General features: G+C 66.5%; 27 protein-coding genes, 1 other RNA gene and 1 riboswitch. Of the genes, 19 read left to right on the plus strand and 9 right to left on the minus strand.

Features of this window, described 5'->3' with window-relative positions:
* Nucleotides 1–2 precede the first annotated feature (2 nt).
* Nucleotides 3–1001, plus strand: coding sequence for an RluA family pseudouridine synthase (locus AC1Q5A_RS11690; RefSeq protein WP_189339666.1), 999 nt, complete (start codon nt 3–5; stop codon nt 999–1001).
* Here the strand turns inward: AC1Q5A_RS11690 and AC1Q5A_RS11695 are convergent, their stop codons facing one another.
* Entirely contained in the window at nt 1002–1343 is a 342-nt protein-coding gene (locus AC1Q5A_RS11695) for a 4a-hydroxytetrahydrobiopterin dehydratase (RefSeq protein WP_492700892.1), read from the minus strand.
* A 150-nt stretch (nt 1344–1493) separates the two neighbouring features.
* Here AC1Q5A_RS11695 and AC1Q5A_RS11700 point away from each other — a divergent pair, with 150 nt between their 5' ends.
* Nucleotides 1494–2102 (plus strand): NfuA family Fe-S biogenesis protein, encoded by a 609-nt coding sequence (locus AC1Q5A_RS11700; RefSeq protein ID WP_492700893.1) that lies wholly within the window; start codon nt 1494–1496, stop codon nt 2100–2102.
* Nucleotides 2103–2168: 66 nt separating this feature from the next.
* On the opposite strand, the gene AC1Q5A_RS11705 is transcribed toward AC1Q5A_RS11700, so the two are convergent.
* Together AC1Q5A_RS11705 and AC1Q5A_RS11710 are read right to left on the minus strand one after the other, a co-directional pair.
* Nucleotides 2169–2522, minus strand: coding sequence for a c-type cytochrome (locus tag AC1Q5A_RS11705; RefSeq protein ID WP_492700894.1), 354 nt, complete (start codon nt 2520–2522; stop codon nt 2169–2171).
* A 19-nt stretch (nt 2523–2541) separates the two neighbouring features.
* Entirely contained in the window at nt 2542–2865 is a 324-nt protein-coding gene (locus tag AC1Q5A_RS11710) for a c-type cytochrome (RefSeq protein WP_492700895.1), read from the minus strand.
* Nucleotides 2866–3065: 200 nt separating this feature from the next.
* Here AC1Q5A_RS11710 and ssrA point away from each other — a divergent pair.
* The 4 genes from ssrA (at nt 3066) to AC1Q5A_RS11730 (ending at nt 7100) form a co-directional block, all read left to right on the plus strand.
* Nucleotides 3066–3420, plus strand: a transfer-messenger RNA (tmRNA) gene (gene ssrA, locus AC1Q5A_RS11715).
* Nucleotides 3421–3448: 28 nt separating this feature from the next.
* Entirely contained in the window at nt 3449–5308 is a 1860-nt protein-coding gene (locus AC1Q5A_RS11720; RefSeq protein ID WP_492700896.1) for a site-specific integrase, read from the plus strand.
* 544 nt (nt 5309–5852) lie between these two features.
* On the plus strand, nt 5853–6725 hold the full coding sequence (locus tag AC1Q5A_RS11725; RefSeq protein ID WP_492700897.1) for a hypothetical protein: 873 nt from the start codon (nt 5853–5855) through the stop codon (nt 6723–6725).
* Nucleotides 6726–6911: 186 nt separating this feature from the next.
* Nucleotides 6912–7100, plus strand: coding sequence for a hypothetical protein (locus AC1Q5A_RS11730; protein WP_492700898.1), 189 nt, complete (start codon nt 6912–6914; stop codon nt 7098–7100).
* Between the two features lie 67 nt (nt 7101–7167).
* Here the strand turns inward: AC1Q5A_RS11730 and mobQ are convergent, their stop codons facing one another.
* Entirely contained in the window at nt 7168–8988 is a 1821-nt protein-coding gene (mobQ, locus tag AC1Q5A_RS11735) for a MobQ family relaxase (RefSeq protein ID WP_492700899.1), read from the minus strand.
* A 273-nt stretch (nt 8989–9261) separates the two neighbouring features.
* Between mobQ and AC1Q5A_RS11740 the strand changes: the two genes are divergently transcribed.
* The 3 genes from AC1Q5A_RS11740 to AC1Q5A_RS11750 all read left to right on the plus strand — a co-directional run bounded on the left by AC1Q5A_RS11740 (nt 9262) and on the right by AC1Q5A_RS11750 (nt 11676).
* A complete protein-coding gene (locus AC1Q5A_RS11740; protein WP_492700900.1) occupies nt 9262–9588 on the plus strand; it encodes a conjugal transfer protein TraD in 327 nt (108 codons plus the stop codon).
* A gap of 1 nt (nt 9589) precedes the next feature.
* Nucleotides 9590–9826, plus strand: coding sequence for a hypothetical protein (locus tag AC1Q5A_RS11745; RefSeq protein WP_492700901.1), 237 nt, complete (start codon nt 9590–9592; stop codon nt 9824–9826).
* A 200-nt stretch (nt 9827–10026) separates the two neighbouring features.
* Nucleotides 10027–11676: a type 4 pilus major pilin gene (locus AC1Q5A_RS11750; protein WP_492701002.1), complete on the plus strand. Its 1650-nt coding sequence runs from the start codon at nt 10027–10029 to the stop codon at nt 11674–11676.
* Here the strand turns inward: AC1Q5A_RS11750 and AC1Q5A_RS11755 are convergent.
* Together AC1Q5A_RS11755 and smpB are read right to left on the minus strand one after the other, a co-directional pair.
* On the minus strand, nt 11673–12245 hold the full coding sequence (locus tag AC1Q5A_RS11755) for a hypothetical protein (protein ID WP_492700902.1): 573 nt from the start codon (nt 12243–12245) through the stop codon (nt 11673–11675). The two genes, AC1Q5A_RS11750 and AC1Q5A_RS11755, sit on opposite strands and share 4 nt — an antisense overlap.
* A gap of 209 nt (nt 12246–12454) precedes the next feature.
* Entirely contained in the window at nt 12455–12940 is a 486-nt protein-coding gene (gene smpB / locus AC1Q5A_RS11760; RefSeq protein WP_492700903.1) for an SsrA-binding protein SmpB, read from the minus strand.
* A gap of 142 nt (nt 12941–13082) precedes the next feature.
* On the opposite strand from smpB, the gene AC1Q5A_RS11765 reads away from it, so the two are divergent.
* Together AC1Q5A_RS11765 and AC1Q5A_RS11770 are read left to right on the plus strand one after the other, a co-directional pair.
* A complete protein-coding gene (locus AC1Q5A_RS11765) occupies nt 13083–13514 on the plus strand; it encodes a type II toxin-antitoxin system RatA family toxin (protein ID WP_492700904.1) in 432 nt (143 codons plus the stop codon).
* Entirely contained in the window at nt 13507–13785 is a 279-nt protein-coding gene (locus tag AC1Q5A_RS11770) for an RnfH family protein (RefSeq protein WP_492700905.1), read from the plus strand. Before AC1Q5A_RS11765 ends, AC1Q5A_RS11770 begins: the two co-directional genes overlap by 8 nt.
* A 29-nt stretch (nt 13786–13814) precedes the next feature.
* On the opposite strand, the gene AC1Q5A_RS11775 is transcribed toward AC1Q5A_RS11770, so the two are convergent.
* Complete coding sequence (locus AC1Q5A_RS11775) at nt 13815–14273, minus strand: outer membrane protein assembly factor BamE (RefSeq protein WP_492700906.1); 459 nt, start codon at nt 14271–14273, stop codon at nt 13815–13817.
* A gap of 77 nt (nt 14274–14350) precedes the next feature.
* Here AC1Q5A_RS11775 and fur point away from each other — a divergent pair, with 77 nt between their 5' ends.
* Nucleotides 14351–14773 carry a ferric iron uptake transcriptional regulator gene (gene fur, locus AC1Q5A_RS11780; RefSeq protein ID WP_068090404.1) on the plus strand — a complete coding sequence of 141 codons (423 nt, stop codon included), beginning with the start codon at nt 14351–14353 and terminating at the stop codon, nt 14771–14773.
* Between the two features lie 293 nt (nt 14774–15066).
* Here fur and AC1Q5A_RS11785 read toward each other — a convergent pair whose 3' ends face one another.
* Nucleotides 15067–16662, minus strand: a complete 1596-nt coding sequence (locus tag AC1Q5A_RS11785) for an MASE1 domain-containing sensor histidine kinase (protein WP_492701004.1) — start codon at nt 16660–16662, stop codon at nt 15067–15069.
* A gap of 94 nt (nt 16663–16756) precedes the next feature.
* Between AC1Q5A_RS11785 and AC1Q5A_RS11790 the strand changes: the two genes are divergently transcribed.
* A complete protein-coding gene (locus AC1Q5A_RS11790) occupies nt 16757–17392 on the plus strand; it encodes a response regulator (RefSeq protein WP_492700907.1) in 636 nt (211 codons plus the stop codon).
* A gap of 24 nt (nt 17393–17416) precedes the next feature.
* On the opposite strand, the gene recN is transcribed toward AC1Q5A_RS11790, so the two are convergent.
* The gene (gene recN / locus AC1Q5A_RS11795) at nt 17417–19090 is read right to left on the minus strand and encodes a DNA repair protein RecN (protein ID WP_492700908.1); all 1674 of its coding nucleotides are present in this window, start codon (nt 19088–19090) and stop codon (nt 17417–17419) included.
* A gap of 127 nt (nt 19091–19217) precedes the next feature.
* Between recN and hrcA the strand changes: the two genes are divergently transcribed.
* The 6 genes from hrcA to AC1Q5A_RS11825 all read left to right on the plus strand — a co-directional run bounded on the left by hrcA (nt 19218) and on the right by AC1Q5A_RS11825 (nt 26322).
* Nucleotides 19218–20288: a heat-inducible transcriptional repressor HrcA gene (gene hrcA, locus AC1Q5A_RS11800; RefSeq protein WP_492700909.1), complete on the plus strand. Its 1071-nt coding sequence runs from the start codon at nt 19218–19220 to the stop codon at nt 20286–20288.
* 79 nt (nt 20289–20367) lie between these two features.
* Nucleotides 20368–20901, plus strand: coding sequence for a nucleotide exchange factor GrpE (gene grpE, locus AC1Q5A_RS11805; protein WP_492700910.1), 534 nt, complete (start codon nt 20368–20370; stop codon nt 20899–20901).
* Nucleotides 20902–21038: 137 nt separating this feature from the next.
* On the plus strand, nt 21039–22955 hold the full coding sequence (dnaK, locus tag AC1Q5A_RS11810; protein WP_492700911.1) for a molecular chaperone DnaK: 1917 nt from the start codon (nt 21039–21041) through the stop codon (nt 22953–22955).
* A gap of 109 nt (nt 22956–23064) precedes the next feature.
* On the plus strand, nt 23065–24189 hold the full coding sequence (gene dnaJ / locus AC1Q5A_RS11815; RefSeq protein ID WP_492700912.1) for a molecular chaperone DnaJ: 1125 nt from the start codon (nt 23065–23067) through the stop codon (nt 24187–24189).
* 57 nt (nt 24190–24246) lie between these two features.
* Entirely contained in the window at nt 24247–25047 is an 801-nt protein-coding gene (dapB, locus tag AC1Q5A_RS11820) for a 4-hydroxy-tetrahydrodipicolinate reductase (RefSeq protein WP_492700913.1), read from the plus strand.
* A gap of 48 nt (nt 25048–25095) precedes the next feature.
* Nucleotides 25096–25294: riboswitch (yybP-ykoY riboswitch) on the plus strand.
* A 23-nt stretch (nt 25295–25317) separates the two neighbouring features.
* Complete coding sequence (locus AC1Q5A_RS11825; protein WP_492700914.1) at nt 25318–26322, plus strand: sodium:calcium antiporter; 1005 nt, start codon at nt 25318–25320, stop codon at nt 26320–26322.
* Nucleotides 26323–26334 lie beyond the last annotated feature (12 nt).

Genomic DNA, 26334 nt, shown 5'->3' on the forward strand with positions numbered 1-26334 from the left:
CAATGCAGACGGCAACTTCCCATGACGCACCTCACGGTGTACGTCAAGTCGAGATCGGCCCGGAGCGGGACGGCCAGCGCATCGACAACGCGCTGGTGAATCTGCTCAAGGGCGTGCCCAAGAGCATGATTTACCGGCTTTTGCGTACCGGCCAGGTGCGTGTGAACGGCAAGCGGGCCAAGCCGGATACCCGTCTCGTCGAGGGTGATACCCTGCGTATCCCGCCGGTACGGGTGGCGGAACGGCCGGAACGGGAAGGGCCGCCGAGCGGCCAGGTGGCCGGGCTGGCCGACACGGTCATTTTCGAGGACAAGCATTTCCTGGTGATCGACAAGCCGGCCGGCGTGGCCAGCCACGGCGGCAGCGGGGTCAGCCATGGCGCGATCGAGCTGCTGCGCGCGGCCCGCCCGCAGGAACATCTGGAACTGGTGCACCGGCTGGACCGCGACACCAGCGGCGTACTGGTATTTGCCCGTACCCGGGCGGGGCTGACCGGATTGCAGGCGGCGATCCGTGCCGGCGAGGTCACCAAGCAGTACCTGTGCCTGATGCTCGGCCATCCGTCCAAGGCGAAGTTCGACGTCAACGCGCCGCTGCTGAAATCGGTGATGCAGGGCGGCGAGCGGATGGTGCGGGTGTCCGACAGCGGCAAGCCGTCGCTGACGTTCTTCCGCGAGATGGAGCAGTACCCCAGCGCCCGGCTGATGCAGGCCACGCTCGGTACCGGTCGCACCCACCAGATCCGCGTGCATGCTGCGCACATCGGCCATCCGCTGGCTGGCGACCCGAAGTACGGCGATCGGGAGATGAACAAGCGCTACCGCGAGATGGGCCTGAACCGGATGTTCCTGCATGCCTCGCACATGAGCTTCGATCTGGACGGGCGCGCCTACAGCTTCTCCGCGCCGTTGCCCGACGACCTCAAGGATTTCCTCGACGTGCTGGCGGTGAAGGGCAAGCGGCTGGTGTGGATGCAGGAGAAGTCGCGCACCGATTTCTGATCAGCGCGCCAGCAGGGCCTCGACCCGCGCCGCACAGATGAAATCGTTCAGTGACAGGCCGCCCACGTCATGGGTCGACCACAGCAGTTGGCAATGGCCGTAGCCGGCCTCGAGGTCCGGGTGATGGTCCTCCTGATTGGCTATGAAACCCACCGCATTGATGAAGCCGAGCGTGTGGTGGAAGTCGGCGAAACGGAAATCCTTGATGATGGCCGCACCGTCGTGGCGCAATTGCCAGCCGGGCAGCAGCTGCAGCAGCTCGGTCACCTGCGTGGCGTCCAGTGCGTGTTCCTTGCCTTTGCACGGCCGGCAATGGCGGGTGGCCAGGTCGTTGCTGTTCATGGGAGCTCCCTGTGGGCTGAAAGTCGGATGCGAAGCGTCGGAGTTGCGCATGCAAAAGTCAAAGCGCGCATCGGTTTCAAAACAGGACTAAAATGGTGCTGATTCACCGGTGAGGTTCACCGGCACCCGTATGGCGAGAGTGGAACAGGCATGATCGAGATTTCCGAGCGCGCGCAGCAGCATTTTTTGCGGCTTCTTTCCCAACAAGGCATCGATGGACTGGGCATCCGCCTGCGGGTGACCTCCCCGGGGACGCCGGCGGCCAACTGCGAACTGGAGTTCTGCGAGCGGGAGGACCTTGCCGGCGGGGAATGGACGATCGAATGCGCCGGCTTCGACTTCCATGTCGATGGCGACAGTGCCAGCTGGCTGGATCAGGCCAGCATCGATTTCGAACCCAATGCCACCGGCGGCCAGCTGAATATCCGCGCGCCGAAGATCAAGGGCGACGTGCCCGGCGTCGAGGCGGGGCTGATCGAGCGTGTGCGCTACGTGCTGGAGGCGGAAATCAATCCGAAGCTGGCCTCGCACGGCGGCCGGGTCAGCCTGTTGCAGGTCGATGCCGACGGCGCGGTACTGCTGCAGTTCGGCGGCGGCTGCCATGGCTGCGGCATGGTCGACGTGACGCTGAAGCAGGGTGTGGAGAAGACCTTGCGCGAACGGGTGCCCGAGGTCACCGCGGTGCGCGACGCCACCGATCATTCCGGCGGCGAGAAGCCGTATTACAGCAAGGCCGAAGGCAAGTCGGCGATCGCCTAGCGCCGGTCACAAAAAAGCCAAGGCCCGCGGGAGCGGGCCTTGGCGAGCGTGCGGCTTGCGACGGACTTACTTGCTGCCGCTGACGTGGTCCTTCAGCGTGTCGAGCTTGCTCGGCAGGCTGGAGAAGTACGCGGCAACGTCCTCGATGTCCTGGTCGGACAAGGTGGCCACCATGCCCTTCATGATCGGGTTGTCGCGCTGGCCGTCCTTGTACTCGTGCAGCACGCGCTGCAGGTAGAGGTTGTACTGGCCGGCGAGGCGCGGGTACTGCGGGTCGACCGAGTTGCCGTCGGTGCCGTGGCAGGCGAAGCAGGCGGCGGCTTTCTGCTTGCCGTTCTCGATGCTGCCGTTGGCCAGCAGCGAAGTGGAGGCGAACGCCAGCGCGACGCCGAATGAAAGCAGGGTAAGCACACGTTTCATGCGGGGAATCCTTGGCAACTTACTTGGCGAGGCTGGAGAGATAGGCGGCAATGTTCTGGATGTCCGTGCCGGACAGGCTCTGCGCCTGCGCGCCCATGGTCGGGTGCTTGCGGTCGCCACTCTGGTAGCCGTGCAGCGCATTGACGATGTACAGCTCGTTCTGGCCGGCGATCTTCGGTACCGGGTACTGCGGGTAGGCATTGGTGTAACCGGGCACGCCATGGCAACCGGCGCAGGTATAGACCAGGGCGCGTCCGGCGGCCTTGTCGCCTTCGGCGTGGGCGTTGCTGGCGGCGAAGAGGGCTGTGGCCACGGTCAGGCCAAGCAATGGCAATCGAGTCATCGAGATCATTCCCACGAGTGCGACGGATACGGGAGCACGCAAGACACCAAGTATAGACGTTGCGTTAACGGCCTAACAACACTCGGCTTGACGTTGATCAATGTTTGCCCAGCGCGCATCCGATAGGGTCGTCTTCAGCATGCGCCATTGCCGTTGCGATCGATGCCCCCATATACTGGCGCGGTCAGATCGTTTTCCCCGGGGGTGTCCTGGCTTCGACGGGGGTAGTGAGATGACTTGGTGCATGCCGAGGGGGCAGCTTTCCTCGTTAATCCAGCAGCAAACTCATAGTTGCCAACGACGACAACTACGCTCTCGCCGCTTAAGGCGTAAGCCCCGAACCCACTTGTGCTCATGCTCGTCGGTGTAGGGTCATTATCATGAGATCGCCGAACGCTGCCGCCTGGCGGTCCTAGGCTAAATCAATCAGGCTGGTTCCGCGGTGCGTTTTGCCCACCGTACTTGTCGCGGAACGAGATTGAACGGCGAGCTAAGCATGTAGATCCGGGCATTTAACGCCTTCGGACGCGGGTTCGACTCCCGCCACCTCCACCAGTCCGTCGACAAATCTAGCAGCAAATGCATGATTTGTCGACATTTTTCGGCAAAAAACGATGCTCAAAACGACCCTTGGACAGGTATCGTTTTGGGTATCGTTTTGCCGAAACCTCTCTTCCTCCGCCGCCCATCCGGGCTCTATGTGCGCTTCCTGGTGCCGGCCCACGCGCGGGCTGTGGTCGGTTCCCGGTTCCTCGTTCGGTCCTTGGGGCCGCTGCGTGGCGACGCGGCCCGGCTGGAAGCGGCCAGGCTCGGCTATGCTCTGGCCCATCAGTTCGCCGCGATCAAGAAACACCCAATGACAGAACCTGCCCGGGCTCGCACACTGGCGGAGCGCATTGCCGCTTTTGTCCGTTCTCACCCCCACGCCGAACCCGCTCTTAGGCACTTTCTGTCGGTGGTGGGCAACAAGCACATGGATAGCCTCACGCCGGCAGACATTGTTCGCTGGGCCGAAAGGCCCCGGCCTGACGGCAGTGCGGAACAGTTGTTCGCCTTCCTCGAATGGGACGGGCCGAAATTTCCGCCCAAGCGCATAGAAGGGCCGGGCGCCTGGCACCGGGAGCCATCCGCGCCGGCACCGTTCGCCTCCGACCTATCGCGCTACTCGCTCGACATGCGCGCCGATGGTGGCTTTGCCATCACTGCCAGTGGCCCGGAAGACCACGCCATGGCGATGGAAGCCGTTCGGGCCGTGCGTGCCAACCCGGCAACACCTGCGGCCGCCGTGTCACCGACGAGCCTCTACGCGCCGCCGGTGGTGGCTGCGATGTTGGGCGAGCGCGTCGAACTGTTCCTGACGCAGTTCGCGCAGAAACGGCGCGCTGCGTCGAACGTGGCCGACACCACGTTCTCCCTGCGCTTGCTGCTGGGGGTCGTGGGCGACAAGCCGCTGGCGTCCCTCGGCGCGCCGGACATGGATCGCTTCTTGGACGCGATCGCCCACTGGCCCGCCAACGCGACGAAGCAAGCAGCCTACAAGGGCTTGGCGCCCGCCGCGGTGGTCGCCAAGGCCAAGAAACTCGGCGCCCCGGTCATCGCTGAACGGACGCAGGAGAAGCACCTGGACAGGGTCAGGGTGTTTCTGAACTGGGCGGTGGATCGGCGCGAGTTGGCCCACAACCCCGCCGCCAAACTTCACGTCCTGACCCGTGATCAAGAAGAAACGCGCTCGCGCCGGGCCTTCACCCTCGAAGAACTGCGGGTGATCTTTGACCCCATGCGCCGCACCGAGCATTGCGCCACGCCCATGCGTTTTTGGGCACCACTGCTGGCCCTCTACACCGGCGCACGCGCCTCCGAATTGGCGACCCTGCGCACGGATGGCGTGGAGCAAATCAACGGCATTTGGGGCATGGCGTTGGCGGCCCACGGATACCGTGGCAAGAACAAAAACGCGCGCCGGTTCGTGCCGATACATCCGGCCTTGCTCGCTGCCGGCTTTCTCGACTACCGCGCCGATGTGCTGGCCTCCGTCGGTCCCGGCCCCTTGTTTCCTGGGCTGGGCAGCAAACCGGGGGATACCGTCGGCGACTGGTTCAACCGCACGTATCTGCGCAGCGTCTGCGGGATCGATGACGGCATGGTGTTTCACTGCTTCCGGCAAACGTTCACCACCTGGGCCGAGCGTGCGGGCGTGAGTGACGCGCGCATTGCGCGGCTGACCGGCCATGCCGGCAGCGGATCGGTGTTGCGCGCGCACTACATCAACCCTCCGACCTTGCCCGAGCGTGCGGACGACATGGCTCGCGTGGTGTTTGACCTGCCGCCCGTCGTGCCGTATCAGCCTGGACAGTTCGCCTCCCACCTGGTCAAGGCGCAAAAGGCGATGAGGCACCGCCGCGCTGCAGCGAAGCGTGCCATGCGCAGCAACCGTCCTGCCTGACGCTCCGCGCCACGCTGTGGGCGGTAGCCCACCGGCGGATGATGAACGTCCTATCCGCGCGCTGCGAAGCAGCGCACCGCTTTTGCCTTGCCAAGCGTGGGGGCAAGCCCCCACTCCCTCGCTTGGACGGGGAAGAGCCAAGAGCAGGAGGCGGGCTTTGCCCGCCAGGAACCTGGCTTTGGCTTTGGCTCTTGGCTTTGCCTTATCTATCTGATGGATCAGGACGCCCGCCAGGGCGTTCTTTAATCTTGAATCTGCTTTAGAGCTTTGAATCTAGAATCTAGGACACCCGGAAACGCAAGCAGGGCAACGGTTTCCGGGCATCGACGTAGCCTGCGATCACGGTCCCGGTAGCCTGCGATCACGGTCGGGCCATAGCCTGCGATCACGGTCCCGGTAGCCTGCGATCACGGTCCTTGTAGCCTGCGATCACGGTGCGTAGCCTGCGATCACGGTGCGTAGTTCCTGACCACCGTCTTGACGATCGTCCGATTTTTGAGAAAACACTGGGGAGGGCGGTGTGCCTTCGCTGCCGGTGTTTCGCGTGTCCACCCCGACCATCCCCGCCCGTGACGAGTTGGCCCCGACCCCCATGGGGTTCCTGCGATCGAGCCTGTTCTTGGCGGCTGAGCGAGCCAGCGGCCATGTCGAAGCCCGCAAGTTGGAAACAGCGCCAAACTGTGGAATTGAAGCGACCTATACGGGTCCAGCCTTGACCCAGCAACATGCCGTGATCTGGCAAGCATTGATCCTGGCCCATCGCCAGCACTGCGGTGGCGACTTCGATCGGCCACTGACCATCCGCCAAGCGGACTTGTTGCGTGCCCTGGGCCGCCACGACACGTCCACGGTTGCCTGTCGTTGGTTGTGGTCAAAGTTGAAGCAACTACAGATTGCGTTGATCGAGTTGCGCACCACCAAACACCGCTACTCGGGCCAGTTGCTCGGGGAAGCCTCGCGCGTTGAGCGAGGGCCGCACAAAGGCGCTATCACCGTCCGATTCAACCGCATGCTGGCCACGCTGTTAACCGACGAAGTGGCCTTGATCGACCTGGACCGCAAGTTGGCCCTGGGCCGCCACCAGTTGGCTGCGTGGCTCCACGATTACCTGTCCACCCAGAGCAACACCCGCGCCGCGCCGGTGCCAGTGGTGGATCTTCATCGGTTGTCCGGGAGTCCGCTGCGCCTGCCACAGTTTCGCCAGTCCTTGCGGGAGGCCGTGAACCTCCTGAAGCACGGCCCGCGGCCTCTGCTGGTCGACGGCACGATCAACGACCGTGACTGCCTCGTCTACACCAAGAACTCGACGTCAGTCGTCTGGATCGGTGAACACATCCAGCGCCGCCATGAAACGGCATATGGGATTGAGGAACGGCGGGCAGTCGCCACCAAGAAGCGGAGCATGGTCGCCCTATGAAGCGCCCCATGACCTGATTGCCCGTGTTCTGGCGCTGAGACTTGAAGCCGACCCCGTATTTTTCGTAACCTGAATTGTGGCGCTCGGCCATACTCAGGGGAAAATATTATGCGTTTGATGTCGCCAAGGGCTACCTACGCCACGACCGCCAATCCCAACTACAACCGCTGACCATAGGAGAAATTCATGGCAATTTTCTTTGCGGTGGTTTTTGGTTTGATGGCGTTTTTCGGTGTGCGGCTGCTCCGGAAGGGATGGGCTGTGCGTAAGGAGGATCAGGTTGGAGGATTTTTACAAATCGGTTTGGGCTGGGGCCTGAGTTTTTTTGGCAGCATCGCGTTTTTGATCTCTCTCGTGGTGATGTTCCTGAATTAAGTGCCGCCCGAGGTCTGAGAACATAGCCACCACCCAGCGCCGGTCACGTCTGGCGCTGGGTGGTGGCTCACCGTGGCCCTGGGGGCCGCGGACGCGGCCGCAGGGGGCTCGGCGTGTCCTTGCGCTGGTAGTGGTCGCCCAAGCGTGCGCGGGGCGCCACGGGCGAGGCGTGAGGTTGGACGATGGTCTGTGGGGCCAGCGTGGGTTCCACCGGTGGAGCGGGGGGCTCTGCGGGGAGCGGCGGCGTGTAGTCACGATCCAGCGCGGCCAGGTAAGCCACCATCGCGTTGCTTTGCCGGTCGAGTTCCGCGAACACATCCGGGCTGGCCGCTTGCTGGGCGCGCCCTCGCTGGTGCTTGGCTCGCTTCAAGCGGTGCGCGCTTTCTTCGCGCCGCTCGGCCCATGCCGCGCGTGACTTCCAGCGCCAGCGACTAGGCTCCGGATCGGCGGTCTCCGCCCGCTCCACGCGCTTCTGCCGCCGCTCAACCTTGGTCTGTGCCTGTTCCAGTCTTTCCAAACGCTGCTCCTTCTCGCGCGGAATCCGGCCGATCTCCGTCGCCACTTGGTGGCGCTTGGCCAGCCAATCGGTGAACACGATGGACGTTCGATCTGGGCGGCGCGCCGGATCGATCAGGCTCTGCAGAATCTGCTGCTGCCAGTCGGCCAGGCGCCGGCCCAAGGCTTCAAGCGAGGCGATGTAGTCGGCCAGCGCCTGGTCCTGCCAGCGCCCAGATTGTGCGAGTTGCTGCGCCTCTTCCGCTTGCCGTTGCTCTTCGTGCCGCTGCTCCTTGGTCTTGCCAACGTTGGGCGCCTTGGCCAAGGCCGCACCGCTGGTGCGGCCGCTGGGTGGGGCGTGGCTGACGCCACGCGGAAGAGCCGCACCGCCGCCCGCCGGGGCGGGCTTGGCGGCGGAGCGTTGCTGCCGGACGTAACCGCCAACGCTGACGGTCTTGCCGTTGACTGTGCGTGCGTAGCCCTCCACCCCGACCGGGGTCAGGGGACCAGAGGGCGACTGCCGGGGCTTGCGAGTCGCCACGTCTTTCTGCGCCTGGGCATGTTGGCCGTGCGGGGCCTGGTGGAGCCGGCCATCTGCCTGCGCGTCGCGTAGGAAGCGGGCTAGGGCGTCGCGGTTGTCTTGGCGCACCTGGTTGTTGAACTGCGCCCGGTCGAGCACACGGCCGCGCCCCTTGGCGGCCGTCGTGGCTTTGCCTTCGTGCTGCGTGGGTTCGCGGGTCAGGAGGACGGCCTGGGTCAGATCGCCCTTGGTCTCCGCCGCCGCCGCTTGATCGGCCAGGCTGCGATGGTCCACGCGTGCGGCTTGTCCCGCCATCGCCAGGTGATGATTGATCCGCACGGCGATGAGTTCGCGCACCGCGTTGATTTCGTCCCGCCCACGCGGGCCGCCGTCGAGTTCCCGCGTCTTTTCCGTAAGCCCCTCTGGCCCCATGCGGCGGGTCGTGGCGAGCATGTGGACATGGTGATTTCGATCGTCGCCCTTGCCGCTATGCGGCGCGTGCGTGCTGGCCTGAATGGCGAACCCATAGCGGTCGACCAAGGTCTGCGCCAGATCCTGGACCAGCGCCCGGCGCTGCGGGTCGGACAACTCGGTCGGCAACGACACTTCAAACTCGCGCGCCACGGTGCTGTTCTTGCGGTTCTCCGCGGCCTCGGCCGCGTTCCACAGGTGCGCCGGATCATGCGCCCACGCGGGCGCGCCGACGGGGGCCACCATGAGGGTGTCCACCACGCCACCGCGCCGGGTGTAGTCGTGCCGGTCACCCGTGCGCTGGTCCGTCAGCGCAATGCCCGCACGATACGCAGCCGCCGCCGTGGCAGAGTGCCCGGCGCTGCGGCTGATCGTGGAAATGTGGGCGTGGTAGATGGCCATGGTTCGGGGTTTTTGGCGACGGCCCTCGGGGGCCTAGCATGGGGGGCGCCGGCTTGACGGCGGGGGTGTCGGGGCGAAGCCCTGACCGCACGCAAACCCGCAGGGTTTGCCTAAGTGCGCTCTTGCTGTTCCTTCGCTTCGCTTCGGGCAATAGAACTCGTGGCGGCCTGCGGCCCTCACCTCCATGCAAGCAGGTTTCTATGCATGGTCAAGGGCTTGCGCAATTTCCGCCTGATGGTAGTCCTGGAGAAACCCCACTCCTCCAGGTGCCCCATGTCGTCCAGCATCACCGATCAAATCACCCGCGCCACGGACCGCCTGGCCCAACTCAAAGCGCGGGAAATGCTTCGCACGGAAAAGGCCAAGGCCAAGGCACGTGCGCTGGCGCGTCGCGAGGACGCCCATCGAAAAATCCTCCTGGGCGGTCTGGTCATCGCGGCCGACTGCGGCCACCTGGACGACGAGGGCACTCTGGTTGGCATGCTTCTGGACGCTCGCGCGCGAATCAACAACGCCGAGTGGCGGGCGCAAGTGCGTGAGCAAGGCATTCAGCACCTGGAAGCCCGTCAGGCAGAGCGCGCCGCGGCCAAGGGCAAGTGACATGTCCAACAACCCACCGCCCGCATGGCTGTCCGATCCGGTCTATCAAGATTGGATCGCGCAGTGCGCTCACGAGCGGTGGGAACGCGACCTCAACGCCGCGTTGCTCCACCTTGTGTTTGGCGTCGGCGCGCCGCCCACCAAACCCGTGGACTTCTCGGCCCACCCGATCTTCGCCGTCCTTCATGCCCGCTGGCTCGCCCAGCGCACCCGTATCCATAAGGAAGATCAGCCATGATCCGCCGCCCCCTGCCTGCCGCCGTCAGTCAAGCCTTGCCAGCCCAGCAACAAGGCTTCGGCCTGCTGGGGATCATCATCACCGCTGCTTTGGGAGCGGCAGTCGCAGGCACCGCATACGTCGCCTATCGGAACACCCGCGTGGCCGCGGACGCCGCCGACGCCTCTGCGCTGGCCTCGCTGCTGGGTCAGCGCGTTCGAATGGCTTACGCCGCGTCCTCGACCTTCGACATGCTCAGCAACACCAGCGCCCTGCGCGATGGGCTATACCCCAAAGGCGCTCTGAATTCCGCCAGGAATCCCGTCAATCCGTGGGGTGGCTCGGTGCAGCTGGCCGGGCTCGCCAATGGCTTCGCCTTGACGTTTGAGGGCGTCCCCGCCGACGGCTGCCCGCGTTTTGTCGCCGCAGCGGCGCGAGGGTGGAAGGACGTCACCATCAACGGATCTTCGATCATGCGGGGGCATGCGGTCCAAACCTCCGCGATCGGGTTGCTGTGCTCCGCCACCGCCACCGCCACCGTCCAGTTCCTGGCCGCCAAGACAGCAGGGGCGCCGCCAACACTGACGGAATGTGTGCCGTCGCCACCGTCGACGCAGGCCGTCCAATGTCCACCCGGCCAGATTTCCAGCGTGGCGCCGTATTCGGTCAACGGTGTGACGCAACAGCACGACTCCGTGTGCTTGGGTGCCTACGGGCCGCCCACCTGGACGCCCTGGACCACGGTCAGCAACACCTGTGCCCCCATCTGTTCGCCACCGGCGAATACCACCGCGAACACGACCCAATTCGCAACCTGTCCGCTGGGTCAGGTGACGTCCTCGGGCGCCTCGGGCTTTACTCAGACCAGCACCCAAGCGGTCACCTACAGTTGTCCGGCGCCCACGGGCGGCTACACCACCACCTACGGGCCCTGGAGCGCCTACAGCCCAAGTGTGTCGGCCACCTGCGCACCTGCGTGCGTGGCGCCTAAACCGACCACGGAAACCCACAGCCAGACGACCGGTTGCCCCTTTGGCCAGGTGACGCCCGCCGGCGCCAGCACCTTCTCGCAGAGCCAGTCCCGCTCGGTCACCTACAGTTGTCCGGCTCCCACCGGCGCCTACACCACAAGTTACGGCAGCTGGAGCGCCTGGTCACCCGACGCCACCACGGCGTGCGCGCCGGTGTGCTCGGCGCCAGGTCCCACCTCGACGACGCAGTATCAGTGGGACCCCACCACGCGATCGGCGCCGTGCCCGCCCACCTATTCGGGCTCGCACACCTGGACGGCGCAGCAGTCGCGCACGGCCACGACGTCCTATTCGTGCCCGGCGCCCACCGGGGCCTACACGACCAACCCCGTGAGTTACTCGGCCTGGACGGACACGGGGCTCACGACCAACGACGTCAACACGTGCGCGGCCCCGCCACCGCCACCTCCGCCAGCGCCGGCCCCGGCCCCGGCCCCGGCCCCGGCCCCGGCCCCGGCCCCGGCCCCGGCCCCGGCCCCGGCCCCGGCCCCAGCCCCAGCCCCAGCCCCAGCCCCAGCCCCAGCACCGGCCCCAGCCCCACCCGCCGCTCCGAGCAACTGGCAGTGTCGAGACGCCACCACCGACGCCACCACCGGCGCCACCTGGGCAGCCCACGGCCCCAATGGAGTGTGCAGCAACACCACCGATGGCTGTTTGGGCATGAACACGCCGGCTGGAAATTCGATCTGGCTTCACCGGTATAACGCAGCCAAAGGCTTCGATCAGTGGATATGTGGGTGCGTTGGTGACACCGTTTCCTCTTCCGCCACGAGCCTTGGCCGGTTTGCGGGCAACGGTGTGCCAGCAGGGCAGACCTCTGCTTACTGGACTTGCCCTTAAAGCGCGCCCACCACTTCCAACTGCTTGGGGTGGCTCTGATACAAGAGCCGCCCGCTGGTCACGAGGTAGCCCGGCCCGCTGGCGTAATCGGTGTCTGAAAAGCCGTTCGGGGACGCTTCAAACGTGCGCGCGCCAGGGTCGGCGGCATGCGTGGCCCACGCCAGCATTCGGTCGGCGCGGGTCAAGTGAAAGACGGAGCCCGCGGGGTGGCTGTGGATGGTTTCGCCCGTAGGCGTCATGCCTTCGACCACGCCGGCCTCGCCGGCCAGGCAACCGATTTGGCTCTCGTTCGTTCCCAACACGACCCCGAACATGCCGTGTCCGTCGGTGGCGATGACACCGCACGCTTCGTGCCCCGTTTTTGCGGTGAACGCTTGAAGCGTGGGGGCAATGCGCAGCAGAAACGCCCGCTCACTCTCGCCCGGCTGGCTGGTGAAAATGTCCAGTTGCGAGAACGGCAGTGCGCGCATGTCTGCCGTCAACGGTTCGACTCCGAAAGCGGGAATAGAACCCGCGCCCCAAAGCAGCAAGCCAACCAAGGCCGCAAACCACTTCGTGCTGTTGACCATGACGCCAGTCCTCGTTGAGGACTGGCGCCCAGCGTCCGCACGCTGTTAGCCTAGGGAGGTATCGTTTTGGGTATCGTTTTCTGCACCGAAAAATGAGGCGTTTGCCTTAGATTTCAGAGCGTTACGTGGGAACTTTAGGGCTCCCGCCACCTCCACCAACACCAAACCCCCGAGCGATCGGGGGTTTTTCATGGCGCGGCCGCAGCGGATCAGGCCGTGCGGTTGTGCGAACGCATGGTGCGTTGTTTTTCGATCTGCCAGTCGCGCTGCTTCTCGGTGTCGCGCTTGTCGTGTTCCTGCTTGCCGCGGGCAAGTCCGATCTCGACTTTCACCTTGTTGCCTTTCCAGTACATCGCGGTGGGCACCAGGGTATAGCCCTTGCGCTCGACCGCGCCGACCAGCTGGTCGATCTCCTTGCGATGCAGCAGCAGCTTGCGGGTACGCCGGTCCTCGGCGACGACATGGGTGGAGGCGCTGATCAGCGGCGGGATCGAGGCGCCGACCAGGAAGATCTCGTTTTTCAGCACGACCGCATAGCCGTCGCCGAAGTTGATCCGGCCGGCGCGCAGCGCCTTCAGCTCCCAGCCCTGCAGCGCCACGCCGGCCTCGAAGCGCTGGTCGATGTGGTACTCGAAGCGTGCGCGCTTGTTGAGCGCGATGGTGCCGCTGCCCTTGTTGTCCTTGTTCTTGGCCATGTCCGCTAAACTTCGGGCCTCTGGGCGGCCGCATTGCCCGTTGCCCCCATCGGAGCGACGCTTTTGTTGAGAGTGCGTCCAGGGAAGGACGCTCACTTGATCTTCGCATTCATGGATGAATGCACAAGCCCAAGAGGTTGCCGTGATCGAAATTCGTCGCAGCGCACTGGTGAAGTATTCGCCGGCGCAGATGTTCGACCTGGTCAATGATGTGGAAGCATACCCAAAGCGATTCTCCTGGTGCGCCGGTGCCGCGGTTCTCGATCGCCGTGACAACGTGCTGGTGGCGCGGCTGGATCTCAAGTTTGCCGGGTTCCACCAGAGCTTCACCACGCGCAACACGGTCGACCCGCCGCGCCGCCTGCAGATGGATCTGGTCGACGGCCCGTTCCGCAGCCTGGAAGGCGTGTGGGATTTCATCCCGCTGGGCGATGCCGGTTGCAAGGTCGCGTTTGCGCTGGATTTCGATTACGCCGGCCGGCTCGGCGGCGCTGCCTTGAAGCTGGGTTTTCAGGGGCTGGCCGGACGCATGGTGGACGATTTCTGCCGCGAGGCCGAGCGGGTCCATGGCTGAGCGCACGATCCGCGTCGAGGTGGTCTCCGCAGGAGCCGGGCGTGCGGTCGTGCACCAGATCGACCTGGCCGAAGGCAGCACAGTGATGCAGGCGATCGATGCGGCGGGTTTGGCCGCGCTGGTTCCAGGCGGGGCGATCGACCCTTCGCGCCTTGGCATCTTCGGGCGCAAGGTGCCACCGGATCGGATCGTGCAGCAGGGCGACCGGGTCGAGATCTACCGCCCGCTCATGCTCGATCCGATGGAGGCGCGCCGCCGTCGCGCCCGCTGAGCGGGCAGGACGGCGCATCCACTGTCCGATCAGTGGCCGTCCTGGCTGCCCTGGCCCAAGCCGCCGTCGTTCTTCTTGTCGCCCGGGGATGTGCTCTTGTCGCCCTGGGTCTCGGTGGCAGGGTAGCCGGCGTTGTACTTCTTGCTTTCCTTGACCAGCTGCTGGGCATCCTGCGCAAAGAAATCGCCTTCGGTACGCACCAGCGTGTCGTTGTTGAAGGTCAGCGTGAAGGTGCGCACCTTGACCGGACCGCCGCGGTGCGACTGGGTGGAGACGTAGTCCCAGCGGCTCCGCTCGAACGGCGTGCTGACCGAGGGGGTTCCCATCAGCACCAGCACCTGGTGCTTGGTCATGCCGGGCTTGAGCTGATCCACCGTTTTCTTGTCGAGCAGGTTGCCTTGCTGCACATCGGGCGTGTAGACGAGGTGACAGCCGGTGATGGAGAGCGCCAGCATGGCGAAAACCAGCAGGGTGATCAGCTTTTGCATGCGTGTTGCGTCCGGATCGTGAAGGTGTCGGATGATACACTACCGGCCTGAAAACGCCGTGTGCGGGGAGTGGATCTATGGAACAGGAAACCAAAGAGCTGCGCCGGGTCGGCCTCAAGGTGACCCATCCGCGGATGCGCATCCTGCAGATCTTCGACGAGGAGGAGGGACATCACCTCACCGCCGAAGATGTCTACAAGAAGCTGCTTGCCCACCAGGAAGACATCGGCCTGGCGACGGTGTACCGCGTGCTGATCCAGTTCGAGGCGGCAGGCATCGTCGTCAAGCACAACTTCGAAGGCGGCCAGGCCGTCTACGAACTCGATCGCGGCAAGCACCACGACCACATGATCGATGTGGACAGCGGGAAAGTGATCGAGTTCGTCAGCGAGGAGATCGAGCGCCTGCAGCACGAGATCGCCGCGCGGCACGGTTATGTGATCGAGGATCACAGCCTGGTGCTGTACGTACGTCCGAAACACCGTCAGCGCAAGAGCTGACTGGCCTCCGCATCGTCCGGCCTTGACGATGCGGGTCGCAGGTTGCGCGCGTAAAAAAGCCGCGGGGAGGACTCCTGTCCACCCGCGGCTTGCTCCCCTACCTGTCGGTTGGCATAGGCGAATGGCTCGCGTATGCCCATGTTCCCCGCCAGGTAGCGGCGAAACGGCTTCCTGCCGCTTTTCAGAGGCCCCGTCCCCACGGAGACCCTGATCCACCATCTTGCGATGGTGGCTCCCCCACATCGATAGGCCATCCTAACGAGCCCTTTACTTCTCCGGTATCGGAAAAATTCCTAGGGTTGGCGCTGCCCTTCGGGCCGGCTGTTGCTGCGCAGCAAAATCCGCAGATGCACGCCGGCAGGTGAGGGACGCAGGCGGAACTGGCCGCCGAGCGAGGTGACCCGGTCGCGCATGCCCTGCAGGCCGCGGCCGCCGCGTGGCAGCCGGCTGGGCAGGCCGGTACCGTCATCGCGCAGGTCGAGCAGGGCTACCGCGATGCCCTGGCGCTCGCCGATCCGCAGGCGCAGCCGGAACTCGCTGGCCTTGGCGTGCTTGACGGCATTGGTCGCGCTTTCCTGGACCAGCCGGTAGATCGCGGTGCGGATATCGTCGTCGAGTGGGCGCGGATCGCCGTGCAACTCGGTGTGGTAGACCATCCCGGCGGCGTTCAGCAGGTCGCGGATCGGACCTTCGTCGAGCGCGCGCAGCAGGCCGAACTCGTCCAGTACGGCGGGTCGCAGATCGTCCAGCAGACGGTGCAGGGCGCGCCGCATATGGGCCAGGATGGTGTTGATCGAGGTGCTGATGTCTTCCATGCCGGCCTGGTACAGGCGCGTCTGGGCCAGTTTCACATGAGTCTGGATCGCGGTGATGTTCTGCCCCAGCTCGTCATGCAGCTCCGCCGCCAGGTGCCGGCGCTGGTTTTCCTCCGCCTGCAGGTTGCCGCGGGCGGCATCGCGCAACTGGTGGGCGAGCTGGTCGAGCCGGCGATTGACCGCGCCGAGGTAGACGTTCTGCTCGGCGACCCGCTCGCTGCTCCGGCGCAGGGCGTCGGTGGCGGAGCCGAGCATCAGCGCACCGGTTCCCGCCACGGCCAGGAACAGATAGGCCGCGGCCGTGGACGGCGCGTGCCCCAGGTGTTCGTCGGCCAGGGTCATGCCGAGGCTGGTGATGAGCATGGCCAGGCTGGCGCCGCGCCAGCCGTGGCGGAACGCGAAGAACAGCACCGGCGCCAGCGACAGCACGCGGGCGAACTGCGGTTGCGGGGCGGCCCGCTCGGACAGCACCAGCAGGATCGCCATCGACGGCAGCATCACCAGCACGCCGTCCATGAGCAGGCCGGCCAGCACCCGTTGTTCCACCCGGGTGCGCAGCAGCATGATCATCAGCGGGACAACCAGCAGGATGCCCAGGTAATGGCTGAGCAGTTCCTCGCCAAGCACGCGGACCATCAGGTCGGGCAAACCCGACGCGCTGACCAGGGCCAGCAGGACGGCGTCGACGACCGTGGTCACCGTCACCACCAGTGCCGCTGAAAGCAGCAGCCGGGTCACGTCCTGCGGACTGTGCAGGTTGGCGTGCAGGTCGAGCCGCCGCAACAGCCACAGGGCGGCCGCCATCACCAGCGGCTCGGGCAGCTCGCCGACGGCGAAACCGGCCCAGCCCTGGGGCAGCCCGTGAGCCAGACCGATGCCGGCGATTGCAGCCAGCTCGACGCCGAGCAGCCAGCCCCAGCAGCGCACCGGGGTGAGCAGGAGGGCGCCGAAGCGCAGGCCGTAGGGCAGCGCCCAGTAAGGCTGTACGGTTGGCCACAGCAACAGCCACAGCAGCAGGTAGCCGGCGGCAAGCAGGGGGCCGGAGTCGGGTAGGCGGAGGGGGTTCAGGCGCATGCGCGGATGGTACATGCGTGATCCGCCGGGGGGCCGTTTCCCCTGTCGGCGGGGATGCCGGGCGCGGAACGCAATCCCTGTGTAGAGTAGGGGGATGTGCAGCATTGTTCTGGTCGACGACCATGCCATCGTGCGCGAGGGCTTCAAGCGGCTGATCGAGATGGAAGCGGATCTCGACGTGGTGGCCGAATGCCGCAACGCCGATGACGCGGTGGAAGCGGTCAACCACTGGCATCCCGACCTCGTGGCGCTGGACCTGTCCCTGCCCGACGGCAGCGGACTGCCGCTGATCGAACACCTGCTCAGCGTGCATGCACAGACGCATGTGGTGGTGCTGAGCATGCACGACGGTGAGCCGTACGTGTCCGAGGCGTTGCGTCGGGGGGCCAGCGGCTACGTGACCAAGGGCGTCGCACCGGAGGAACTGGTGGCTGGCCTGCGCGCGGTGATGCAGGGCGAGTGTTTCCTCAGCTCCGACCTGCGCCAGCGTCGCGCCGAGCAGCCGAACGCGGCACTGGATCCGATCAACCGGTTGACGGCGCGCGAGCGCGAGGTGTTCCTGCTGCTGGCCGGCGGCCGCACGCCGAAGCAGGTGGCGGCGGAACTGGGCATCGGCCAGAAAACCGTCTACATCCATCGCGCCAGCCTGATGGGCAAGCTGGCCGCGGGTTCGGAACTGGATCTGTACCGGATGGCGAGCGAGCGCGGGATGCTGGCGACGGCGGGCTGATCCAGGCCGGGCGGGTTGCCGCGCTCAGGCGGTCTGCGCCCGCTCCAGCATCTGCTTCGCGTGCGCCCGCGTCTCGCGGGTGATCTCCACGCCGCCCAGCATGCGCGCCAGCTCGTCGCGGCGGCCGCTGGCGTCGAGGCTTTCGATCCGCGTGCGGGTGGAATCGCTGTCGCTGTGCTTGCTGACCCTGAGATGCGCGTGGCCCTGTGCCGCCACCTGCGGAAGGTGGGTGACGCACAGCACCTGGCGTCTGGTGCCCAGCGCACGCAGTTTCTGGCCGACCACTTCGGCGACCGCACCGCCGATGCCGGTGTCGACCTCGTCGAAGATCATGCTGCCGACGGTGTCCTTGCCCAGGGTGGCCACCTCGATCGCCAGGCTGATGCGCGCCAGTTCGCCGCCGGAAGCCACCTTGCGCAGCGGCCGCGGCGGTTGCCCCGGGTTGGCGCTGACCAGCAGCTCGCAGCGTTCGCCGCCCTGCGGATCCGGCTCGTCGCCGTCGACCGCTTCCAGTTCGATGCGCAGCACGCCACCGGCCATGCCCAGCTCGGCCATCAGCGCGCTCACCTCGTCGCCGAGTCGGGCGGCGGCGCCGGCACGGGCCTCGCTCAGCTGCGTCGACGCGACCGTGTAATCGCGCTGCAGGCGTTGGCGTTGCGCAGCCAGCTTTTCCAGCGCATCGCCGGCGCCTTCGAGTTCGGCCAGTTCGAGGCGCAGGGCGCCGAGCCGGTCGTGCAGCTCGGCCAGCGGCAGCCGGTGCCGGCGCGACAGCTCGTGCAGGCGCGCCAGGTGCTGGTCCACTTCCGCATAGCGTTCGGGGTCGAGATCGACATCCTGCGCGTAGTGCACCAGGCCGTCGGCGGCTTCGCCGAGTTCGATGCCGGCGTTGTCGAGCAGTTCCAGCAAGGGGGTCAGCTTGTCGTCGATCGCCGCGAGCTTGCCCAGTTCGGCATGGGCGCGGCCGAGTGCGCGGCGCAGCGCGAACTCGCTGTCGCCGTCGAGCAGCTCGACCACCCCGCCCGCGCCTTCGGCCAGCCGGCCGGCGTTGGCAAGGCGCCTGTGGCTGGCCTCCAGTTCGTCCAGCGCGGCCGGTGGCAGCGCCCATTGCTCCAGCTCGCCGAGCTCGTGGCGCAGCATCTCGATGCGCCGGTCGCGATCGTCGCCGCCGCTGAGCTTGCGCATGCGCGCACCGAGCTCGCGCCACTGCACCGCGCTGTCGTGCACCCGCGCCAGCAGTTCGTCGTGGCCGGCATAGGCATCGAGCAGGGCCAACTGGTGCGGGCGCGACAGCAGCGCCTGGTGCTCGTGCTGGCCGTGGATCTCGACCAGCAGCGCGGCCAGTTCGCCGAGCTGGCGCGTGTTGGCGGGGCGACCGTTGATCCAGGCCTTGGAGCTGCCTTCGGCGCGGATCACCCGGCGCAGCTGGCAGCCGCCGTCCTCGTCCAGTTCCTCGCGCTGCAGCCACTGGCGCGCTTCCGGCAGCCCGGCCAGGTCGAATTCGGCGGCCAGCTCGGCGCGGTCGCTGCCGGCGCGGACCATGCCGCTGTCGGCGCGGGCGCCGGCCAGCAGCATCAGCGCGTCGACCAGCAGCGACTTGCCGGCGCCGGTTTCGCCGCTGACCACGGTCAGGCCGGGGCCGAATGCGACTTCGGCGGCTTCGACAACGGCAAAATGGCGGACGTAGAGCGAAGTGAGCATGGGCAGGCGGATGGTGGGATGACCGGATTGTAGCGGGAGCCCGTGGCCGTGCACGCAGGCACGTTTCACTTGCAAGCCGCGCGCGCAGACCTTATTTCTGTCAGGTCTCAAGGACCGCTACAGACGCATGATCAATCCGCATGGCCACGACCTCGACGCCCGCGCCCGCCGCCTGTTGCGCACGCTGATCGCCCAGTACCTGGTCGACGGCGAGCCGGTCGGCTCGCGCACGCTGTCGCGTTCGTCCGGTCTGGACGTGAGTCCGGCCACGATCCGCAACATCATGGCCGACCTGGAGGACGCCGGCCTGGTCGCCTCGCCGCATACCTCGGCCGGCCGGGTGCCCACGCCCCGCGGCCTGCGCCTGTTCGTCGACAGCCTGATCGAGTTGCAGCCGCTGCCGCGTGCGGAGATGGCCCGCCTGCAGCGCGAGCTGCCGCCGGGGCCGACCACCACGCGCGACCTGCTCGGCAACGTGTCCACCCTGCTGTCGGCGATGACCCATTTCGCCGGCGTGGTCACGGTCCCGCGCCAGGCCGATTTCCCGTTGCGGCACATCGATTTCGTGGCACTGCCGGATGCGCGGGTGCTAGTGATCCTGGTGTTCAGCGACAACCAGGTGCAGAACCGCATCGTGCAACTGGCCCGGCCGCTCGACGGCCGCGAGCTGGAGCAGGCGGCGAACTATCTGAACAGCCACTTCGCCGGTCTGCGCGTGGACGACATCCGCGCCGGTCTGCTGGCCGAGGTACGCAGGGCCGGCAGCGAGTTGAACCAGCTGCTGGCCAGCACGGTGGAACTGGCTACCGCCTCGTTCGCACCATCGGCCAATGGCCCGGGCGGAGCGGACGTGCTGGTCAGCGGGCAGACCAACCTGATGGGCTACTCCGAGCTGGCCGACCTGCAGCGCCTGCGCGACCTGTTCGAGGCGTTCCAGCAGAAGAACGAGCTACTGCAGTTGATGGAAGTCTGCGCCCGGGCGCCGGGCGTACGGCTGTTCATCGGCGAGGAATCCGGCTTCACCGCCCTCGACGGCTGCAGCGTGGTCACCGCCAGTTACGGCGCGCAGGGTCGCGTACTCGGCGCGGTCGGCGTGATCGGCCCGACCCGGATGGCCTACGAGCGGGTGATCCCGGTGGTGCAGGCCACCGCCGGATTGCTCAGCGACGCCTTGAATCGCGCCGCCACGACCCTATAACCGCAGCGGGAGGCGGTTTTTCGCAAATCGGGACGGTCGGACTCGCTGCCGGCCATGAACTTTTCTTTTGGAGTGATGCATGCAGAACAACGATCCGCAGTCGCCGGGCGAGGCGCCGGTCCGGGACCAGTCCACCGAGTCGACGACTCCCGAGCTGGAGAACCTGCGGGCGCGCATGGCCGAGCTGGAAACGAGCAATGCCGAGTTGCGCGAGACCGTGCTGCGCGAAAAGGCCGAGCTGGAGAACCAGCGCCGCCGCCTGCATCGCGACCTGGAGCAGGCCCGCCGCTTCGCCAACGAGAAGCTGCTGAGCGAACTGCTGCCGGTATATGACGGACTGGAAAGCGGGCTGAACATCGAAGGCGGCGACGTGGCGTCGATCCGCGAGGGCCTTGGCCTTACCCTGAAAGCGTTGCTGAAGGTAGCCGAGAGCCATGGCATGTCGCAGGTCGATCCGCTGGGCCAGCCGCTGGATCCGGAGCGTCATCACGCCGTGAGCATGGTCGAGGCGCCAGGCCAGGCACCGGGTACCGTGGTCAATGTGCTGCAGAAAGGCTACGTGCTGAATGACCGCCTGCTGCGTCCGGCGCTGGTCGCGGTAGCCAAGGACTGAAGCGCCGAACCGGCGCGCCGGTTCAGCGCAGGAAATCGCATAGGGAGGCCTTGCCGGCATTGAATCGTCCGGGCAGACCCCCATCTGGAAACCATCGCGGCCGCGGGGGCCGCAAGAAAAATTCGGAGAGCACACACATGGGCAAGATCATCGGCATCGACCTGGGCACCACCAACTCCTGCGTGGCCGTGATGGACGGCAGCACGACCAAGGTCATCGAGAACTCGGAAGGCGATCGCACCACGCCGTCCATCGTCGCCTTCACCAAGGACGGCGAAGTGCTGGTGGGCGCCTCGGCCAAGCGCCAGAGCGTGACCAACCCGAAGAACACCTTCTATGCGGTGAAGCGCCTGATCGGCCGCAAGTTCACCGATGCCGAGGTGCAGAAAGACCTGCACATCGTTCCCTATGGCGTGATCGCCCACGACAACGGCGACGCCTGGGTGCAGACCTCCGACGGCAAGAAGATGGCGCCGCAGGAGATTTCCGCCAAGGTGCTGATGAAGATGAAGAAGACCGCCGAGGACTATCTCGGCGAGACGATCACCGAGGCGGTGATCACGGTGCCCGCGTACTTCAACGACAGCCAGCGCCAGGCGACCAAGGACGCCGGCAAGATCGCCGGCCTGGAAGTGAAGCGCATCATCAACGAGCCGACCGCGGCCGCGCTGGCCTACGGCCTGGACAAGAAGGGCGGCGACCGCAAGATCGCGGTGTATGACTTGGGTGGCGGCACCTTCGACGTGTCGATCATCGAGATCGCCGAAGTCGACGGCGAGAAGCAGTTCGAAGTGCTGGCCACCAACGGCGACACCTTCCTCGGCGGCGAGGACTTCGACATGCGCGTCATCGACTACCTGGTCGAGGAGTTCCAGAAGGAGCAGGGCATCGACCTGCGCAAGGACCCGCTTGCGCTGCAGCGCCTGAAGGACGCTGCCGAGCGCGCCAAGATCGAGCTGTCCTCGAACCACCAGACCGACGTGAACCTGCCGTACGTGACGGCCGACGCGTCCGGCCCGAAGCACCTCAACATCAAGTTGACCCGCGCCAAGCTGGAAGCGCTGGTGGAAGACCTGGTCAAGCGCACCATCGAGCCGTGCCGCACCGCGTTGAACGACGCCGGCTTGCGCGTGGCCGACATCGACGACGTGATCCTGGTCGGCGGCCAGACCCGCATGCCGAAGGTGCAGGAGGCGGTGAAGGATTTCTTCGGCAAGGAGCCGCGCAAGGACGTCAACCCGGACGAAGCCGTCGCCGTGGGCGCGGCGATCCAGGGCGGCGTGCTGGGCGGTTCGGTCAAGGACGTGCTGCTGCTCGACGTCACCCCGCTGTCGCTGGGCATCGAAACGATGGGCGGCGTGATGACCAAGCTGATCGAGAAGAACACCACGGTGCCGACCAAGGCCTCGCAGACCTTCTCCACCGCCGATGACAACCAGACCGCGGTGACCGTGCACGTGCTGCAGGGCGAGCGCGAGCGCGCCAGCGCGAACAAGTCGCTGGGCAAGTTCGACCTGCAGGGCATCGAGCCGGCGCCGCGCGGCATGCCGCAGATCGAGGTCACCTTCGACATCGACGCGAACGGCATCCTGCACGTGTCGGCCAAGGACAAGAAGACCGGCAAGGAACAGAAGATCGAGATCAAGGCCGGTTCGGGCCTGTCCGAGGAAGAGATCGCCCGGATGGTCGCCGACGCCGAGGCGAACAAGGAAGAGGACAAGAAGTTCCACGAACTGGTCGCCACCCGCAACAAGGCCGACCAGCTGGTGCACGCCACCCGCAGCGCGCTGAAGGAGCACGGCGGCAAGGTGCCGGCCGACCAGCTCAGCAGCATCGAGGGTGCGTTGTCCGATCTGGAGAAGGCGAAGGACGGCGACGACAAGGCGGCGATCGAGGCCAAGGTCGGCAAGCTGGAGCAGGTGGCGCAGGCGCTGTACGCGGCCGCGCAGGGCGGCCCGGCCGATGCCGGCGCGCAGTCCGCACCGGGCGGTTCGGCCCAGCCGGACGACGTGGTCGACGCCGAATTCACCGAAGTGAAGGACAACAAGCAATAATCGGCACCGTCTTCGGCATGGCCGACTGACCAGCCCGCGCCAGGCATTCTCCCGGCGCGGGCTGTTTTGCTGATCGGGACAGGGTGTGACAAGCAGTGTGGACGCATGAATGAGCAAGCGTGACTACTACGAGGTGCTGGGTGTCGAACGCAGCGTCAGCGAGGTCGAACTGAAGAAATCCTTCCGTCGGCTGGCGATGAAATACCATCCGGACCGTTGCCCGGACGACCCCACCGCGCAGGAGAAATTCAAGGAGGCCAAGGAGGCCTATGAAGTGCTGTCCGACGCGCAGAAGCGCGGCATGTACGACCAGCACGGCCATGCCGCCTTCGAGCAGGGCATGGGCGGGCGCGGCGGGGCTGGCTTCGGCGATGTCGGCGACATCTTCGGCGACATCTTCGGCGATATCTTCGGCAGGGGCGGTGGCCGCGGGCGTCCGCGTCGCGGCGCCGACCTGCGCTATGTGATGGAGCTGGATCTGGAGGAGGCCGTGTTCGGCGTCAGCCGGCAGATCGAGGTGCCCACCCAGGTCAATTGCCACCACTGCAACGGCAGCGGCTCGGAGGACGGCAAGGTCAGCAAGTGCAAGACCTGCAATGGCCACGGCCAGGTGCGCATGCAGAACGGCATCTTCTCGATCCAGCAGGCTTGCCCGCATTGCGGCGGCAGCGGTCAGGCGATCGAGAAGCCGTGCAGGAAATGCCGTGGCGAGGGCCGCCTCGAGGAAACTCGCACGCTGTCGGTGCAGATCCCCGAAGGCGTCGACAACGGCGACCGCATCCGCCTGACCGGGCAGGGCGAGGCCGGCCCGGCCGGTACGTCAGCCGGCGACCTTTACGTGGAAGTGCACGTGCGCGAGCACGCGATCTTCCAGCGTGACGGCAACGACCTGTATTGCGAACTGCCGATCCGTTTCTCGCAGGCGGCGCTCGGCGCGGAATTGCCGGTGCCGACGCTGGAAGGCGAGGTGCCGGTCAGCATTCCACCCGAAACGCAGACCGGCACCCAGTTCCGCCTGCGTGGCCGCGGCGTGAAGTCGGTGCGCAGCAGCCGCCACGGCGACCTGATCTGCCGCGTCGTGGTGGAGACGCCGGTGCGCCTGACGAGGCAGCAGCGCGAGCTGCTCGAATCGCTGGAGGCCACCTTCGACGGCAGCGACGCCGGCAAGCACACGCCGCGCGCCAAGGGCTGGGTCGACGGCGTGAAGAAGTTCTGGTCGAAGGTCACCATCTGAGACCGCGGGCACACGCGCTAGCATGTGCCGACCGACGTTTTTGACTGGAGCACGCCGATGATCCGTCCCCTACGCCTCGCCATCAGCGGCGCTTCCGGCCGTATGGGCCATGCGCTGCTGGCCCTGCTCGACGACGACGCGCGCTTCGAACTGGTACATGCGTTGGTGACGCCGGGTTCGGTGCACGAGGGCCGGCCCGTGTTTGCCGGCATCGCGGATTCGCTGCGTTATGCGCACGACTGGAGCCAGGCGCCCCAGGTCGACGTGATCGTCGACTTCAGCGGGCCCGCCGGATTGGCGCTGGCGCTCGACCACTGCCTGGCGCACGGTATCGCCCTGGTCAGCGGTACCACCGGCATCGATGCGGCGCTGGAGGCAAGGCTTGCCGATGCCGGCAAGCACATAGCGCTGCTGCGTGCGGCCAATTTCAGCCTCGGCGTGGCGGTACTGACGCGCTTGCTGCGCGAGGCATCGGCGGCGTTGCCGGCGTGGGACCTGGAGATCGTCGAGGCGCACCACGGGCGCAAGCAGGATGCGCCCTCGGGCACCGCGCTGGCGCTCGGTCGCGCTGCCGCCGAGGCGCGCCAGACCACGCTGGAGACAACCGCGGTGTATTGCCGTGAGGGACGCACCGGCGAACGGATCGGAGGCGGCATCGGTTTCGCGGTGGTGCGCGGCGGCGACATCGTCGGCGAACACACGGCCATGCTGATCGGGCAGGGCGAGCGGCTGGAACTCACCCATCGCGCCACCGATCGCTCGATCTTTGCGCGCGGCGCCCTGCAGGCGGCGCACTGGCTGGCCGGCCGCAGCGCCGGGCATTGGCAGCTCGAGGACGTGATCGCCGGGCCGCGCTGAAACGGGACAGCGGCCTCGCCGGCTTGTCACGCCCGAGGGCCGCCGCTACCATCAGCGGCCTGTCATTGGGGAGTAGCCAGCCTCGTCCCCTGAGGCGTTCGCATCAACAGACTTGGCCGCCGCGTTTGCGGCGCCATGGTGCGGACAGCAGCCGCCACCGTCAGGTGCGGCCATGCCCGGCGAGACCTTTGGCCAGCGACACGCTTACCCGGCCGGGCGAGCGGTGCCGCTGCGCCATCGGTTCCTTCGCTCGCCCGGCCCGTGCATCCCATGTTGCTTACCCTCTGTCTGTTCCTCGGTTCGGCCGGCGCGATCTATCTCGCCTGCGAATACTTCGTCAACGGCGTCGAATGGTTCGGCCACCGGCTGAAGCTGGGTGCCACCGCGACCGGCACGGTACTGGCGGCGTTCGGCACCGCCCTGCCCGAAAGCGCGGTGACCTTCGTCGCGGTGGTGTTCGGTAAGACGCCCGGCGCGCGCGACATCGGCGTGGGCGCCGCGATGGGCGGCCCGCTGGTGCTGGCCACGATCGCATACGCGGTGGTGGGCATCGCGCTCTGGTGCAATCGGGATCGGCTGCGCCGGACCGACGTGCTGGTACGGGTCGATCATCGACGGCTGGCGCGCGACCAGTCATGGTTTCTGGCGATCTTCGCGGTCAAGGTCAGCCTGGGCCTGGTCGCATTTGCGTTCAAGCCGCTGCTGGGCGTGCTGTTCCTGGTGGCCTACGCGCTGTACGTGTGGCGCGAGATGCGCAGCGCCGACAGCGCACCGGACGACGAGACGCTGGAGCCGCTGAAATTCCGCCCGGGCGACGCCGACCCGGCCCTGCGCTGGGTGGCGGCACAGACGGTGGCGGCGCTGGTGGTGATCGCGGCCGCCTCGCGCGTGTTCGTCAGCCAGCTGGAGGCGATCGGCGTGGCGTTCGCGCTGCCGCCGCACCTGGTCGCGCTGCTGTTGAGCCCGGTGGCGACGGAATTGCCGGAAACCCTCAACGCGCTGATCTGGGTGCGCCAGGGCAAGGAGCGCCTGGCGCTGGCCAATATCTCCGGCGCCATGATGATCCAGGCGACCATTCCCAGTTCGCTGGCGATCTTCGCCACGCCATGGCTGTTCGACACGCCGCTGATCGTGGCCGGCGTGTTGACCGCCGTGGCCATCGTCTACCTGTGGTGGCTGTTTCACCGCGGCCGTGTCGATGCGCGTTCGCTGCTGCCGGTCGGCCTGCTGTATGGCGTGTTCGCGGTATTCGTGGCCTGGCATTTCGCCGGTTAGCGCGACCGGCGG

The sequence above is a fragment of the Rhodanobacter sp. GW835-FHT13D09 genome, from assembly GCF_058793995.1.

Bases quoted from the DNA above. Each gene is read 5' to 3' on its own strand.
- AC1Q5A_RS11770 (WP_492700905.1), top strand. From the start codon at position 13,507: ATGGCTGAGCGCACGATCCGCGTCGAGGTGGTCTCCGCAGGAGCCGGG.
- AC1Q5A_RS11755 (WP_492700902.1), bottom strand. From the start codon at position 12,245: ATGGTCAACAGCACGAAGTGGTTTGCGGCCTTGGTTGGCTTGCTGCTT.
- AC1Q5A_RS11750 (WP_492701002.1), top strand. From the start codon at position 10,027: ATGGCTTACGCCGCGTCCTCGACCTTCGACATGCTCAGCAACACCAGC.
- AC1Q5A_RS11695 (WP_492700892.1), bottom strand. From the start codon at position 1,343: ATGAACAGCAACGACCTGGCCACCCGCCATTGCCGGCCGTGCAAAGGC.
- AC1Q5A_RS11790 (WP_492700907.1), top strand. From the start codon at position 16,757: ATGTGCAGCATTGTTCTGGTCGACGACCATGCCATCGTGCGCGAGGGC.
- AC1Q5A_RS11775 (WP_492700906.1), bottom strand. From the start codon at position 14,273: ATGCAAAAGCTGATCACCCTGCTGGTTTTCGCCATGCTGGCGCTCTCC.
- mobQ (WP_492700899.1), bottom strand. From the start codon at position 8,988: ATGGCCATCTACCACGCCCACATTTCCACGATCAGCCGCAGCGCCGGG.
- dapB (WP_492700913.1), top strand. From the start codon at position 24,247: ATGATCCGTCCCCTACGCCTCGCCATCAGCGGCGCTTCCGGCCGTATG.
- AC1Q5A_RS11710 (WP_492700895.1), bottom strand. From the start codon at position 2,865: ATGACTCGATTGCCATTGCTTGGCCTGACCGTGGCCACAGCCCTCTTC.
- AC1Q5A_RS11720 (WP_492700896.1), top strand. From the start codon at position 3,449: ATGATTTGTCGACATTTTTCGGCAAAAAACGATGCTCAAAACGACCCT.
- AC1Q5A_RS11700 (WP_492700893.1), top strand. From the start codon at position 1,494: ATGATCGAGATTTCCGAGCGCGCGCAGCAGCATTTTTTGCGGCTTCTT.
- smpB (WP_492700903.1), bottom strand. From the start codon at position 12,940: ATGGCCAAGAACAAGGACAACAAGGGCAGCGGCACCATCGCGCTCAAC.
- AC1Q5A_RS11690 (WP_189339666.1), top strand. From the start codon at position 3: ATGCAGACGGCAACTTCCCATGACGCACCTCACGGTGTACGTCAAGTC.
- hrcA (WP_492700909.1), top strand. From the start codon at position 19,218: ATGATCAATCCGCATGGCCACGACCTCGACGCCCGCGCCCGCCGCCTG.
- AC1Q5A_RS11740 (WP_492700900.1), top strand. From the start codon at position 9,262: ATGTCGTCCAGCATCACCGATCAAATCACCCGCGCCACGGACCGCCTG.
- AC1Q5A_RS11825 (WP_492700914.1), top strand. From the start codon at position 25,318: ATGTTGCTTACCCTCTGTCTGTTCCTCGGTTCGGCCGGCGCGATCTAT.
- dnaK (WP_492700911.1), top strand. From the start codon at position 21,039: ATGGGCAAGATCATCGGCATCGACCTGGGCACCACCAACTCCTGCGTG.
- recN (WP_492700908.1), bottom strand. From the start codon at position 19,090: ATGCTCACTTCGCTCTACGTCCGCCATTTTGCCGTTGTCGAAGCCGCC.
- AC1Q5A_RS11730 (WP_492700898.1), top strand. From the start codon at position 6,912: ATGGCAATTTTCTTTGCGGTGGTTTTTGGTTTGATGGCGTTTTTCGGT.
- grpE (WP_492700910.1), top strand. From the start codon at position 20,368: ATGCAGAACAACGATCCGCAGTCGCCGGGCGAGGCGCCGGTCCGGGAC.
- fur (WP_068090404.1), top strand. From the start codon at position 14,351: ATGGAACAGGAAACCAAAGAGCTGCGCCGGGTCGGCCTCAAGGTGACC.
- AC1Q5A_RS11785 (WP_492701004.1), bottom strand. From the start codon at position 16,662: ATGCGCCTGAACCCCCTCCGCCTACCCGACTCCGGCCCCCTGCTTGCC.
- AC1Q5A_RS11745 (WP_492700901.1), top strand. From the start codon at position 9,590: ATGTCCAACAACCCACCGCCCGCATGGCTGTCCGATCCGGTCTATCAA.
- dnaJ (WP_492700912.1), top strand. From the start codon at position 23,065: ATGAGCAAGCGTGACTACTACGAGGTGCTGGGTGTCGAACGCAGCGTC.
- AC1Q5A_RS11705 (WP_492700894.1), bottom strand. From the start codon at position 2,522: ATGAAACGTGTGCTTACCCTGCTTTCATTCGGCGTCGCGCTGGCGTTC.